This is a genomic window from Lentibacillus saliphilus, assembly GCF_019093865.1.
Lineage (GTDB): Bacteria > Bacillota > Bacilli > Bacillales > Amphibacillaceae > Lentibacillus_B > Lentibacillus_B saliphilus.
Window position 1 is genome coordinate 79,036 of record NZ_JABJXD010000009.1, and the last position, 14,969, is coordinate 94,004.

Consider the following 14,969-nt stretch of genomic DNA (forward strand, 5'->3'; position numbering starts at 1 on the left):
TTGAGACGGAGGGGGACATAGCCTCCTTCGTCTTTCCTTTTTATAGATGTTTTTATGTACCCTTTTTCAAAAGTGCTTTATAATGACAGATATGAGGCGCTCATGAATTAAAAGGAAATTAAACCACGTATTACATACCAATGACTGGAGGGGTTTTCGATGAACAAAAAAACACTTCATGATCTTGATGTTAAAGGTAAACGGGTATTTTGCCGTGTTGATTTTAACGTCCCTCTGAAAGATGGAGAGGTCGGAGATGATACGCGTATCAAAGCCGCTTTACCTACTATTAAGTACTTAACGGACAACGGAGCCATTGTTATACTAGCAAGTCACCTTGGTCGCCCTAAAGGAACAGCTGTGGAAGAATTACGACTCGATCCAGTTGCAAAACGGTTAAGTGATTTGGTTGGGATAGACGTTCTTAAAACAGATGAAGTCCATGGAAAAGAAGTTAATGAAGCCATATCTCGCATGAGTGAAGGTGACATTTTACTTATAGAAAATGTACGTTTCGAAGCGGGAGAAGAGAAAAATGATCCTGAACTCGCAAAAGCGTTCGCAGACATGGCTGACCTGTATGTGAATGATGCATTTGGAGCCGCTCACCGTGCACATGCTTCCACAACAGGCGTAGCTGAATTGCTCCCTGCTGCTGCTGGCTTTTTAATGGAGAAGGAAATTGATGTGCTCGGAAAAGCGTTGGAGAAACCTGAACGTCCGTTTACCGCAATAATCGGTGGAGCAAAGGTAAAAGACAAAATTAATGTCATTGATAATCTCCTTGATAAAGTAGACCAATTAATTATCGGTGGCGGATTGGCTTATACATTTATAAAAGCATTAGGCCATGAAATTGGTAACTCTTTACTTGAGGAAGATAAGCTTGAACTGGCGAAAAGCTTTATGAATAAAGCAAAAGAAAACAATGTACAATTACTTCTTCCTAAGGATGTTGTCGTTGCGAATGATTTTTCTGAGACAGCTGACACAAAGATTGTGACAATCGATCAAATTCCATCCGACTGGGAAGCGCTTGATATCGGCCCAGAAACAAGAGCAGCATATGCTGAGGTCATTGCTAACGCTCGTCTTGTTGTTTGGAACGGCCCAATGGGTGTATTTGAATACAATGCATTTGCTGGCGGTACAAAAGCCGTTGCGGAAGCGCTTGCTGAAACAGATGGCTACACGGTTATCGGTGGTGGTGATTCTGCGGCAGCCGTTGCTAAATTTGGCTATGCAGATGATATGGACCATGTATCAACAGGTGGCGGTGCATCACTGGAATTTATGGAAGGTAAAATTCTTCCAGGTGTTGCGGCGCTAAATGATCGATAAGAGATTTATTATAAAGGTAGAGGTGATTTGATGCGAAAGAAAGTGATTGCAGGCAACTGGAAAATGAATAAAGTTATGACTGAAGCAGAAGACTTTGTACGTGAGGCAGGTCAACAACTTCCTGCAGGCAATAATATAGATGCGATTGTATGTGCACCATTTCCTTTTTTACCTGAACTTGTGAAGCTCGCACAAAATACGCGTCTAAAAATCGCCGCTCAGACGATGCATTATGAAGAAAATGGTGCCTTTACTGGTGAAGTGAGTCCATTAATGTTAAAAAATATTGGTGTCTCACATGTTGTTATTGGCCACTCTGAACGACGTCAATATTACAATGAAACCGATGATACAGTAAACAAGAAAGCACATGCAGCATTTAAGCATAGCTTGACACCGATTGTATGTGTCGGCGAAACGCTTGAAGAAAGAGAAGCAAACGATACAAAAGCAGTCGTTGAGACACAAGTACAAAAGGCATTGGCTCATCTTACACATGAACAGATTGCCCAAACAATCATTGCCTACGAGCCAATTTGGGCGATTGGTACAGGAAAGACAGCTTCAAGCGCAGACGCAAATGAAGTATGTACACACATACGCCAGGTGATTGCCGCGTTGACAGACAGCAGCACGGCAGAACAGGTCATCATTCAGTATGGTGGCAGTGTGAAACCAGCAAATATTGATGAATTACTCGCGCAGTCTGACATTGACGGTGCCCTCGTAGGTGGCGCAAGTCTTGAAGTTGATTCATTCTTGAAATTGGTGGAGGCTGGCGCAAAATGACCGACCAAAAAAAACCATTAGCTGCCTTGATTATTCTTGATGGTTTTGCCATTCGTGAAGAAACAAAAGGCAATGCGGTCAAACAGGCAAACAAACCGAATTTCGATAGACTGTGGAACGCATATCCTCATAGCCAACTGAAAGCAAGTGGGGCTGCTGTTGGTCTACCTGAAGGACAAATGGGAAATTCAGAAGTCGGCCATCTTAATATCGGTGCTGGACGCATCGTCTATCAAAGCTTGACAAGGGTGAATTTGTCGATTGAAAAAGGCGAGTTTTATGAGAAGGAAGCGTTCATACAAGCGATGACTAGGGCAAAAGAGAACAATAAAGCCTTACATTTATTTGGTTTGCTATCTGATGGTGGTGTTCATAGCCATATTAACCACTTATTTGCTTTGCTAAAGCTTGCCAAGGATCAAAATATGAAAGACGTTTATGTTCACGCGTTTTTAGATGGACGCGATGTAGGACCGAAGACGGCAAAAACGTATATTAAACAGACAGAAGAAAAAATGCGCGAATATGGCGTTGGTCAATTTGCGACGATTTCTGGCCGTTATTATTCAATGGATAGAGACAAGCGCTGGGATCGTGTGAAGAAATCATACGATGCGATGGTTTATGGGGAAGGACCTCATTATAAGAATGCTGAAGCTGTGATCGACGATTCATATGAACATGGTATTCATGATGAATTCGTTATTCCAGCTGTTATTACGGATGACAATGATCAGCCAGTTGGCACAATCAATGATGGGGATTCGATTATCTTTTATAATTTTCGTCCTGACCGTGCAATTCAAATCTCGCGGACGTTCGCAAATGTGGATTTTCATGACTTTGACCGAGGTGAAAGTGTTCCAAAAGATCTCGATTTCGTCATGCTAACGGACTTTAGTGAAACGGTTGATGGTTATGTTGCTTATAAACCGGTTAACTTAGATAATACAGTCGGTGAGGTGCTCTCTCAGAACGGGCTTAATCAGCTTCGAATTGCTGAGACGGAGAAATATCCGCATGTAACCTTTTTCATGAGTGGTGGACGAGAACAAGAATTTCCAGGTGAAACGCGTGTATTAATTGATTCGCCTAAAGTGGCAACATATGATTTGCAACCAGAAATGAGTGCCTATGATGTCACTGACGCCTTGATTAAAGAACTTGATTCTGGTGCTCACCAAGCGATCATTCTTAATTTCGCTAATCCAGATATGGTTGGTCACTCTGGCATGCTTGAGCCGACAATCAAAGCCATAGAAACTGTGGATGAATGCTTAGGACGAATTATAGATAAGATTGAAGCACTTGGAGGTCATGCAATTATAACGGCTGATCATGGAAATTCCGATGAAGTCATGACGATAGATGGTCAACCAATGACCGCTCATACGACAAATCCTGTTCCAGTTATCGTAACGAAACAAGGTGTAGAACTTCGTGATGGCGGTATATTAGCAGATCTGGCACCGACATTACTTGATTTACTTCATGTAGACAAGCCAGAAGAAATGACAGGTCATTCACTTATTAAATAAGGACTTTCATACACCATTACAATTAAAGGAGAGATGGTTTACATGCCATACATTACAGACATTTACGCACGAGAAGTATTAGATTCGAGAGGTAATCCGACTGTTGAGGTTGAGGTATTTACAGAGTCAGGTGGGTTTGGTGCTTCTTTAGTTCCGAGTGGCGCATCAACTGGTGAATACGAAGCAGTTGAGCTTCGTGATGGTGATAAAGATCGCTACTTAGGCAAAGGCGTTCTACAAGCTGTAAAAAATGTTAATGATGTGATCGCACCTGAAATTATAGGGATTGACGTGACGAGACAAAACATTATTGATCACCTTATGATTGAGCTTGACGGTACTGAGAATAAAGGTAAGCTAGGTGCAAACGCCATTCTTGGTGTGTCTATGGCTGTTGCGCATGCTGCTTCTAGTTATTTGGAATTACCATTGTATAACTATTTAGGTGGATTTAATGCGAAGACATTGCCAACACCGATGATGAATATTTTAAACGGTGGAGAGCATGCGGATAACAACGTAGATATTCAGGAATTTATGGTTATGCCAGTAGCAGCACCTACATTCCGCGAAGCATTGCGTACGGGCACAGAAATCTTCCATGCATTGAAAAAAGTGTTGAAAGACAAAGGCTACAATACAGGTGTCGGCGATGAAGGTGGGTTTGCTCCTAACTTGAAGTCAAATGAGGAAGCATTGCAAACAATCGTTGAGGCTATCGAAGCAGCTGGGTATAAACCAGGCGAAGAAATTCAACTAGCAATGGACGTTGCGGCTTCAGAAATGTATGAGGAAGGCGTATACAACCTTAAAGGTGAAGGTGTCAAACGCACGTCGGCTGAAATGGTTGATTGGTATGCTGAAATGGTCGACAAGTACCCAATTATCTCAATTGAAGATGGTTTAGATGAGAACGACTGGGACGGCTTTAAGCTTTTAACTGATCGTATTGGTGACCGTGTCCAGCTTGTCGGTGACGATCTGTTCGTTACAAACACGTCTAAGCTGTCTCAAGGTATTGAACAAGGTATTGGTAACTCTATCTTAGTTAAGGTGAACCAAATCGGTACATTGACAGAAACCTTTGAAGCGATTGAAATGGCGAAGCGCGCTGGATATACAGCAGTCATCTCACACCGTTCTGGTGAAACTGAGGATGCAACAATTGCTGACATTGCTGTTGCAACGAATGCAGGTCAAATTAAAACAGGTGCACCATCAAGAACGGATCGCGTTGCGAAATACAACCAGCTGCTCCGTATTGAAGATGAGTTATCAGGCATGGGTGAGTACGCCGGTCTAAGTGCATTTTACAATTTGAACAAATAAGGTTCGTCTGTATTTAAATTCAATAGAAAAAATCGCTTGTGGGCATCTAACAGGATGCCCGCAAGCTTTTTTTATGATCTTTTTGACTCTGACAGCTTTTAAGACAATGAGATATAATGGGGTTATATATACATAAAATAAAACCGATATAAAAGGGGGAGATGCATTGGATTTATTACAGGCGTTACAAGAAAGACGTTCAATCTATAATTTTAAACGAGATCCTGTAGATAAGCTTACTTTATCAACGATTTTTACATATGCATCTTGGGCACCGACACATTATATGAAAGAACCTTGGCGGATACACGTGTATCAAGGAGAGGGAAGAAAGGCTTTTGTTCATGCGATTATAGCGAGTTATGAGCGGAGTGGGATGATTAAACGCGATCAAAAAGGGGAGAAGATGAAAGCGTCTATGACAGATTTTTTATTAGCCATACCGCACCATGCTCTCATTTATTTTCCGATTGATGCAGACCCGATTCGTTATGAAGAAGATTATGCGGCCGTGTCTGCTTTTATTCAAAACGCCCAGCTAGCAGCTTGGACTTTCGATGTTGGCATGCTCTGGACCATTACGCCCTATATGCATGATCCAGCGTTTTATAAGGATATTGGACTGGACGAACAGATGAAAATTGCAGCTGTTATGCAAATCGGATATCCCCAAAAGATACCTAATTCAAAACCGCGAACGCCTATTGAAGATAAGCTAACGTTTATGACATGATGAACGATAGATGTTGAACAGAACTGTCAATTTATAGTCGCTTTTTATTGTTTCATCATAAATTGTTAACAAAACGTACTAAAACAAGGCGTTTCACTTTATCTATGATTGTAATGTGCACGCTTTAATTTTATAATTGGATTAGGAATTATTGGTTGTAGATCATATATTTGACGCTTCTAACGTTTGACACATGAAAGGAGCAGAAGTATGAGTGACATCAAGGTCAATGTATTTAATAACTTTAAGACAACAGTCAATCATAAACGCATCATTTTTCCCTATGGAAAAGTAGAAGCTCTGTTTTACTATTTAGTCGTTAATAAAAGCGCCTCTAGAGATCAATTGGCCACCTTACTTTGGGCTGAAATGGATGAAAAAACAGCGAAAAAAAACTTAAGAAACGCCTTATATACAGTAAAAAAACTGTTTTCTGACATAGATGTGTTTTCATTTTACGGGTTATCTACTGTTTCATTGAACCCAGAATTAACCGTTGAGTCTGATTATGACGCTTTTATCCAGGATGACGATAACCTAGAATCGTATCAGGGTGATTTTCTCCAAGGGTGTTCTGTGAAGGATGCTGATGAGTTTGATCGCTGGATGCACAAGGTTCGTGATGAATGCAAATTTTTGTATACGAAACGTCTTTGGGATAAGTTAGATGTCCATAAGAAGCATCGTCAGTTTCTTCAAGTAGAAAAAATATGTCGAAAGATCATTGAGTTGGATGAGTATGATGAAAGCGGCTACATCGAATTGATGAGCTGTTTTAAGGCACAGCAAAAATACGCAAACGCCATTTCAGTTTTTAATGAGCTGTCAGATTTTCTAGCAAAAGAATTAGATGTGACACCGAATGAGGAAGCAGAGCAGGTTTATAACGATGTTCTTGATTTAATGAATGAGCGCGTAAAGGTGAGTCCACCACAGCAATTCTTCTTTGGCAGAGAAAAAGAAATTCGTTTGCTGGAGAGCACTTATCACAAATTCGTCGACAATGAAGCCTATGAATCTATTTTAGTGCGTGGCGATATGGGTGTTGGCAAGACACGTCTTAAACAATATTTGACGGATGAAATCGTAGGATCTTCTGTAAATTACATCGAGGCACCGTGCTATAAGTTTGAGGAGAATTACACGCTCCGACCGTGGAAGGCTCTGTTAGTGAACATGTTAAAGGTTATCGCCGAGGAAGAAATTATTTTGCCACAAACGCTATTAGATGTGCTCGGTAATATTGCCCCAGAATTTTTAGATGAGAAAAAAGATCTTACAAAAAGAATGATCAATACGAATGATCAATCAAATTTAGTCGATATAGAAGATGCGATATTAGAGGTATTAAAGCTCGTTTCCAATAAGAAAAAACTCGTCATCGTATTTGAAGACATTCATTGGATGGATGCAACGAGTATGCGTTTACTTAACAGCTTACTTGTAAAAGAAGAATTAAGCCACTGTCTGTTTGTTCTTACGATGCGTAATGATATTAATTCAGATCTAGAAGAATTTTTAGTGTACATTAACAACTATACGACAGTAAATGTGATTGAATTAAAACCATTTACGATAACAGAAGTTCAACGCTTTATTGACCAAACAGTCTTTCAGGAAAAACGTACAGACGTGTTGTATGAAGAATTATATGATGAAACAGAGGGTAATGTATTTTTTTTGACGGAATATATTCAAGCGATTAATAATAATCAACAAGATATTATGATGTCTACCAAAGTAAAAGATGTGTTAAAATTTAGATTTATCGACTTGACCGATAAAGAGAAAAAGTTTGTTGAGCTGACATCATTGTTTTATAAAGACGTCCCAATTTCGATATTAAAGCAGCTTATGGATATGGATGATTTAGAACTGATTGAAATTGGCGAAGCCCTTATTAGAAAAGGGATATTGAAGGAAGTCACTGATCAGCAAGACATTCGTTTTGCTTTTGTGCATCAAAAATATAGTGAGTTTCAATATATCCAAATATCATATGGTAAGAAAAAGATATTGCATAACCGGATTGGCAAAATTATTGAATCGCAATTACAGCATCATCTAGGTGATTTAGATCTTTATTACAAATTGATTTTTCATTATGAACGCGCAGAGAATAATATCGAATCCCTACGCTATCGTATTAAAAGCCGTAGCATGTTTCTGAATTTTATTCATGAACGATTTCCGATCATTCATTTTGATAATGACGCGTTCAGTAAATTGTACATCGGCGAAGAAGATACAGAAAAGAATTTACAACTGATTACAGATCTATTGGACAAGGTTAAACGTAAGCACCCTCTGAATGAGGAATTGCCAATGTTTGAGATGAATGTCTTATTCTTGAATGGCCGTTATAAAATTAGAAGTGGTCATTATGAAGAAGGTCTTCATGACATTAACGTCTTAATCGAGCTTGCTAAGCGCGAAGATCATTTACAGTTTATATTAAAGGGCTATGAACAGAAAATGTGTTACGGCATTCAAACGTGTGATACGGCAACGATGAGAGATGATTTAGCAAAGGCACAGCCGTTTATCAATCAATTGAGTGCGCAATCGGAAAAAGGCATTTGGTACCGTTATGAGGGCATGTATCTATTCCTTATCGGTCAATTTGAATTGGCTGAGGAAGCCTTTCGTAAGAGCATTTCAATTCATACCGAAGATATAGAAACGTACGAAACGTACCGGCTGAGCATTGCGGCGTGTTATAACGATATTGGTGTAATACGGAAAGAAGAGGGTAATTTCTCAGAAGCGCTTTATTACTTTGAACGGGCTATTGCGATTTGCCAGGAAAAAAACCTCTGGATTAGCATCTCATTATTTCATACGAATGCTGGCGTTACATGCTATTATGATAAAAATTTTGCAGAAGCAAAGGCCCACATAGAGCGCGCATTAGTCATATACAATAAACTGGCTTTTAATTTGAATCAGCCGCTTGCGGAAATATATATGTGTTTATTACTTTTGAGAGAAAAGGATTATAAAACTGCTTTATATTATTTAAAAGAAGCGGAAGCTCATGCTCATATTTTAAAAAATCCACGGGAATTATTGCGCATACTCGATGTAAAGAAAGCAATCGTCAATTCTATGGAAACGAATAAATCAGTCTATCATGTGTTCCATAGATACTTACACGACTTTAAATGTAGCGATTATGAGAAAGAACGACATAAGATCTTAAAGTTATCCCCACCGATATGCCATTCATTTAAGCCTTGAATCATTAGATTTAAGGCTTTTTTTTAGTGGTCGGTGTTTTTGACGTTTTATAGATGTATCTTATGTAGACTATAGCTAGGCAAGACAGAGAACCTAATAGTGAGGTGAGAAGCATGACCATTTTAATGGTAGGTGAAAAGGTTGCAAAGTACAAAATGGATTATCTGATGGATGAAATGACGTACATCAGAAAAAAAGGTACGCTTCCTCGAGTCGAGATAATCAGAGTCGGTCAGAAAGAAGACGCTCGTCATTATGAAAATGCAATTAAACGTAAATTTGATGTTTTAGGCATTCGCCATCATGAATCGGTCTTTCCAGAGGATGTTAAGCAACATGAAATCATTCATTTTATGAAGAAGACAAATGACGATCCGAACATTCATGGCATTATTTTATTACGACCTTTACCTAAGCATCTATCAGAAGAAAAGCTAACAAGTATGATCGCACCAGAAAAAGACATTGAGGGTACCGTACCGTTTAACATAGGTCGCCTTTTGTATGGGGAAATGGATGGTCTCATTGCATGTACACCGTTAGCAGTGATGGAGTTGTTGTTGTATTACGAAATTATGCTGTTAGGTGCAAACGTCGTTATTGTCGGACATAGCTCGATCGTCGGGAAGCCTTTGACGATGATGCTCCTTAATGAAGGTGCAACAGTGTCTACCGCTCACATTCATACGAAGAACTTAGAAGAGATTACATCTGAAGCTGATATTGTTATATCAGCAACTGGTAAAAGAGGACTCATTACGAAAAAGCATATTAAAAATGGTGCAGTCGTTGTCGATGTTGGGATTAATGTTGATCAGTACGGCAACGTCCACGGTGATGTGTTATTTGATGAAGTAATTGAAAAAGCAAGTTATATAACACCTGTTCCTGGCGGTGTTGGTGCCGTGACGACGACAATGCTAGCAAGCCAAGTCGTTAAAGCGACAAAACAGGCATTGGTTAAACATAAGAAATCGTAAAACGACATATACATGCGTGACATTATGTCATATAATTTTCAGGAAAGAGGGAAGCAACATGAACTGTTATAGTCCTAATGAGATTGTAGATATTGCGATTAAAAAAGGGTATGACAAAACAGCGATGCCACTTAACAAAATTAGAATTCTAGCATTTTTAGGTGGTGCTTTTATAGCACTTGGCTATTTAGCTTATGTCAGAGTGTCTGGTAACATGCCAGTTGAGTGGGGGGGATTACCTCACCTGATTGGTGCGAGTGTATTTCCAATTGGACTTGTATTAATATTATTAGGCGGCGGTGAGCTTATCACAGGAAATATGATGGCTGTCGGAGCTGCTTGGTGGGCAAAGAAAATCTCGTTTTCCTCAATGGTTAAGAACTGGGGGATTGTTACATTTTACAATTTAATAGGTGCTTTATTTGTCGCCTATTTATTCGGCCACGTTTTAGGTTTAACGGAGGGTGTATTTTTAGACAAAACATTGACGACAGCAACAGCGAAAGTAGATGCATCTTTCATGGAAGCTTTCATTTCAGGAATTGGCTGTAATTGGCTCGTAGGGATTAGTGTATGGCTATGCTTCGGTGCAAAGGACTATGCTGGGAAAATATTAGCGATTTGGTTCCCAATTATGATTTTTGTTTTGATCGGTTTTCAACACGTTGTCGCAAACTTCTTCATTATCCCAGCAGCCATTTTTGTTGGAGAACTTACTTGGCTTGATTTCATTGTGAATGTTATCCCAGTATGGCTCGGAAATGCAGTTGGCGGTGCTGTTTTAGTTGGAGGTTTATATGTAATTGCTGCTCGTCAAAAGGCAGCTGACAAACAGCCTGCAGAAGAACTTGAAGAAGACATCTTTAATCAACCTGTTAGTAAAGGTGCCCATTAATGATATGAGAGGATGATAGACGTGAGTGTAGAAAGAGGTTTACAAACGTATAACAAAGTATCAACAAAGCAGTTAACGACAACAGGCGTACTAATTGCCCTTAATCTCGTTTTAAATCAATTAACAATATCATTTGGAACGATGCTTGAAATCGGCTTAGCGTTCTTACCAATCGCCGTCTTGGCGTATATGTATGGCCCTATGAATGCGGGTATTGCAGCATCGGTTGCGGATGTATTTGGCTTTATTTTGCGACCTAATGGATTTTTCTTTCCGGGATTTACATTAAACGCATGCATCATGGGGATCATCTATGGTATTATATTGCATAAGAAAAAAATTACGTTACTAAGAGTAGCTTTGGCGACATTACTCGTAACAATCATTGTGAATTTAATATTAACGCCTATATGGCTTAACATTATGTATGGCAGTGCTTTATTTGCAGTACCAAGAGTGGTAAAAGCAGTGTTGCTATATCCGGTTGAAGTCGGACTGCTTTATACGCTGTTGGCTAATTTTAAAAAACTAGAATTGAGGAGAAAAAATGGATAAGCATTATGTCGATGCCGTTCAGTGGATTCAAAGTCGGGAACAGTTTGGAAGCCGACCAGGTCTACACCGTATTGAATGGTTGCTTCAAGAGCTCGGAAATCCGCATCACGATTTGAACGTCATTCATATTGCTGGCACTAATGGGAAAGGCTCTACAGTGAGTTACTTGAAGGAGCTCCTACAAAATAGTGGCTTAAATGTAGGTACATTTATATCACCCTCAATCGAAACATTTAATGATAGAATTTGCATTAATGGGTGTCGAATTCCGAATGATGCAATTGCAAGCTTAGTTAACAGACTACGCCCAATCGTAGAACAGATGGACCAGGATGAAACGGTAAGTGGTCTTACCGAGTTCGAGCTTGTTACAGCGATGATGTTCGTCTACTTTAAGGAAAGCCCAGTTGATGTAGCTGTCATAGAAGTTGGACTTGGCGGATTACTAGATTCAACCAATGTCGTGCAACCACAGATTTGTGGCATTACAACAATTGGTTTAGATCACATTCAAGTATTGGGCGATTCAATTGAAGCAATCGCAGAGCAAAAAGCAGGTATTATTAAACCACAAAGTACGGTTGTAACAGGTCATATTACAGCTCCAGCTCTCAAGGTGATAGAAGATCAAGCAGCGCGTGTTGGTGCTCAGCTTTATCAATACAATCAAGACTATAAAGTTGAACATATCATCTCAGAATTGTTCAAGGAGTACTTTTCCTTTAGCAATGAACATTGGCGCTTTCCAATTTTGAACACATCGATGCTTGGTAAACATCAAGTGGAAAATGCAGGGCTTGCCTTACAAATATGGTTATTGTATATGGAAATACATCAGCAGCCAGTTGATAAAGACATCGTTAGAACAAGCTTGAATGACGCTTTCATGCCTGGTCGAATGGAAGTATTAGCAGAGCGCCCTCTCGTCCTCGTTGACGGGGCGCATAATGTACCTGCTATGGAACGTTTGGCGAACAATGTTCAGGACATGTATACTAATGAGGATGATCGGACACTATTCATTCTATTCTCAGCCATTGAAACAAAAGATGTGTCAGGAATGATCGATCTTTTAGATCACCTTCCTAATACAGAGCTTGTTTTGACATCTTTTGAAGACCCACGGGCGATCGCAACTCAAGATTTTATCGCTAGCTGTCCAGATTCTATTCATGTAGAACAGAGCTGGGAAGCTGCAATCAAGTTGCTACTAAATAAAATGCATGATGATGATGTGTTACTCATTACCGGATCTCTATATTTTATAGCAGAGGTGCGCTTAACGATCAAAAATCTATTAGAGTGCCATAAAGATAAAATAAGAGTTGTGTGAAAAGGGCTGACAGCTATGTCAGTTCTTTTTTTTGCTGTTCAGAATCAGGTGCGTCAATGAGATTCTGTATGGTAACTAAAAGCGTCAAAAGCAGCCCGAAAAACATCAAAAATAATAAAGATTTATTTTCCACCATAGACGTTCTGTAGACGCTTCCAATGTAAACTCAAAGTGTAATCAAAAACAAACTCAAGGAGGAACACCATTATGAGTCAAAAACAACATATTTTAGCTGTCCCGAACTTTAGTGAAGGAAGAGATCTTGATATTGTTAACGCCGTTGTAGATGCGGTTAAAGCAGTTGAATCTGTAAGGATTGTAGCTGTTGAGCCAGAGTATAACTTTAATAGAACTGTTTTGACATTCATCTGTGAACCACAGCATTGCGAAGAAGCCATGTTAAAAATGGCAGGTATTCTTTATGAGCGTGTCAATATGGAAGTGCAAAAAGGCGATCACCCACGTATCGGTTCACTTGATACAATGCCAGTGTATCCATTAGAAAACATTACAATAGAAGAAGCACAAGATTTAGCAGAAAAACTTGGACAGTCCTTATTTGATCATTATAAAGTTCCTGTATACTTCTCAGCACTTAATGCACGTACAGAATACAAAAAATCTAATACAAACATTCGTCGTGGACAATACGAAGGTTTAAAAGAACTTCTAGAAGATTCTAACCATCCAGATTATGAAATGAGAAAGCCAGATCTATCTGTAGACGGTAAATTAGACGCTAAAAAAGGTGCATGTACAGTTAGTGCCGATTGGGAAGGCTTAGTTGCTTACAACGTATTCGTAGAATCTGAAGATGTCAGCATTGCAAAAGAAATTGCTAAGCTCGTTAAAAGCGAAGAGCACGGCTGGTTATCTATTAAGAGTGTTGGATTTAAAGACGAAGGCAAACCAGGTACTGCTGTATCAATGAACGTCTTTAACGCAACAGAAACACCACTTCACGTCTTACGTGACTATGTAGAAGCAGCAGCACAAAAGCGCGGTACAAAAGTGATTGCTACTGAGCTTGTTGGACCATTGAAATTGAAATATGTTGTTGAACCAGCAAAACATTTCGGCTATGAGTTTGACGGTAAAGACTTCGATAAATTAGTTAAAGTTCTTGAAGATGATATGCAGCTCATTGACTTTGAAAAAGAACAAATTATCGAATACCACCTATAATTGGTATAGCTATTAACGATTGTTAAGAAGCTCTGATAGCATGGGGCGTTCAACACATCAGATGCGATTGAATGCCCCATCTAAATAAACAGCGAAGGAGCAACGTATATGTTTATAAAAGTATTGCTGGTTGTCTTGTTTCTATTATTCTTAAATTATGCGGTTATTTTCCTTAAGGACTATTTCAAAGCTAAAAAGGAAAACAAGCTAGAAGACATTTCAAAACCGAAATTCTTTGCTTTTGGGATCATGGGTACGGTTTTTAACTTTTTCGATACATTAGGTATTGGTAGCTTTGCTTTATCCACGTCAGCCTTTAAAATCGGGAAGATGATGCCTGACAAAAAAATACCAGCAACACTTAATGTTGGTACAACAGCATCCGTTTTCTTTGAAGCACTCATTTTCATCAGTATTGTTCAAGTAGATATTTTGACTCTCGTCGTCTTAATTGGTGCAACGATGCTCGGTGCTTATTTTGGAGCGGCCATTGTATCCAGAATGTCAGAAGTCAAAATTCAATGGGGCATGGGTATCGCATTATTTATCGTCGCATTCCTGATGTTTGCCGGATTCATTAACTTGTTTACGATGGACGGCTTAGATATTGGATTACGCGGCGTTAAACTTGGTATTGGTTTTGTCTGGTGCTTCGTTGTTGGTGTAGCCGCTTGTCTTGGAATTGGTCAATACGCACCAATCATGGCTATGTCCTTCGTATTAGGCTTGTCACCACTTACTGCATATCCATTGATGACAGGTGCAACAGCCTTTATGCAAACAATTTCTGGTTCCAAATATGTAAAAGAAGAACAACATCACAGAAAAGCATCGATGGCATACTTCATTTTTGGACCACTTGGGGTATTAGTCGCAGCCTTTATCGTCAAGAATATGCCTCTTGATCTATTGCAAAAAGTGATCTTCCTAGTCGTTATTTATACGGCCATTAGAATGCTTCAATCTGGGTGGAAGTCACGAAAAGAAGCTGCTGCAGCTGCAAATGCACAAACTGATGATCATGATGAAATTGTAGAACCAAATTAAGATT

Annotated in this window: 12 protein-coding genes; all 12 read left to right on the top strand. The window is 39.4% G+C overall.

Annotated features, from left to right (window positions below):
- Positions 1-159: 159 nt before the first annotated feature.
- The 12 genes from HPC67_RS13035 (at position 160) to HPC67_RS13090 (ending at position 14,965) form a co-directional block, all read left to right on the top strand.
- Positions 160-1,341, top strand: a complete 1,182-nt coding sequence (locus tag HPC67_RS13035) for a phosphoglycerate kinase (protein WP_217588604.1) — start codon at positions 160-162, stop codon at positions 1,339-1,341.
- 30 nt (positions 1,342-1,371) lie between these two features.
- Positions 1,372-2,130 (top strand): triose-phosphate isomerase, encoded by a 759-nt coding sequence (gene tpiA, locus HPC67_RS13040; protein WP_217588606.1) that lies wholly within the window; start codon positions 1,372-1,374, stop codon positions 2,128-2,130.
- Complete coding sequence (gpmI, locus tag HPC67_RS13045) at positions 2,127-3,668, top strand: 2,3-bisphosphoglycerate-independent phosphoglycerate mutase (protein ID WP_217588608.1); 1,542 nt, start codon at positions 2,127-2,129, stop codon at positions 3,666-3,668. The genes tpiA and gpmI overlap by 4 nt, the downstream gene beginning before the upstream one ends.
- A 42-nt stretch (positions 3,669-3,710) precedes the next feature.
- Entirely contained in the window at positions 3,711-4,997 is a 1,287-nt protein-coding gene (gene eno / locus HPC67_RS13050) for a phosphopyruvate hydratase (RefSeq protein ID WP_217588611.1), read from the top strand.
- Between the two features lie 166 nt (positions 4,998-5,163).
- Positions 5,164-5,730 (top strand): nitroreductase family protein, encoded by a 567-nt coding sequence (locus HPC67_RS13055; RefSeq protein WP_217588614.1) that lies wholly within the window; start codon positions 5,164-5,166, stop codon positions 5,728-5,730.
- A gap of 210 nt (positions 5,731-5,940) precedes the next feature.
- Positions 5,941-8,970, top strand: coding sequence for an AAA family ATPase (locus tag HPC67_RS13060; RefSeq protein WP_217588615.1), 3,030 nt, complete (start codon positions 5,941-5,943; stop codon positions 8,968-8,970).
- 113 nt (positions 8,971-9,083) lie between these two features.
- Positions 9,084-9,950, top strand: coding sequence for a bifunctional 5,10-methylenetetrahydrofolate dehydrogenase/5,10-methenyltetrahydrofolate cyclohydrolase (locus HPC67_RS13065; RefSeq protein WP_217588616.1), 867 nt, complete (start codon positions 9,084-9,086; stop codon positions 9,948-9,950).
- A gap of 58 nt (positions 9,951-10,008) precedes the next feature.
- Positions 10,009-10,845, top strand: coding sequence for a formate/nitrite transporter family protein (locus HPC67_RS13070; protein WP_217588617.1), 837 nt, complete (start codon positions 10,009-10,011; stop codon positions 10,843-10,845).
- Positions 10,846-10,866: 21 nt separating this feature from the next.
- The gene (locus HPC67_RS13075; RefSeq protein ID WP_217588618.1) at positions 10,867-11,400 is read left to right on the top strand and encodes a folate family ECF transporter S component; all 534 of its coding nucleotides are present in this window, start codon (positions 10,867-10,869) and stop codon (positions 11,398-11,400) included.
- The gene (locus HPC67_RS13080; protein ID WP_217588619.1) at positions 11,393-12,733 is read left to right on the top strand and encodes a bifunctional folylpolyglutamate synthase/dihydrofolate synthase; all 1,341 of its coding nucleotides are present in this window, start codon (positions 11,393-11,395) and stop codon (positions 12,731-12,733) included. The genes HPC67_RS13075 and HPC67_RS13080 overlap by 8 nt, the downstream gene beginning before the upstream one ends.
- A gap of 207 nt (positions 12,734-12,940) precedes the next feature.
- Positions 12,941-13,918: a hypothetical protein gene (locus HPC67_RS13085; protein WP_217588620.1), complete on the top strand. Its 978-nt coding sequence runs from the start codon at positions 12,941-12,943 to the stop codon at positions 13,916-13,918.
- 108 nt (positions 13,919-14,026) lie between these two features.
- A complete protein-coding gene (locus HPC67_RS13090; RefSeq protein ID WP_217588621.1) occupies positions 14,027-14,965 on the top strand; it encodes a sulfite exporter TauE/SafE family protein in 939 nt (312 codons plus the stop codon).
- The last annotated feature ends 4 nt before the right edge of the window (positions 14,966-14,969 follow it).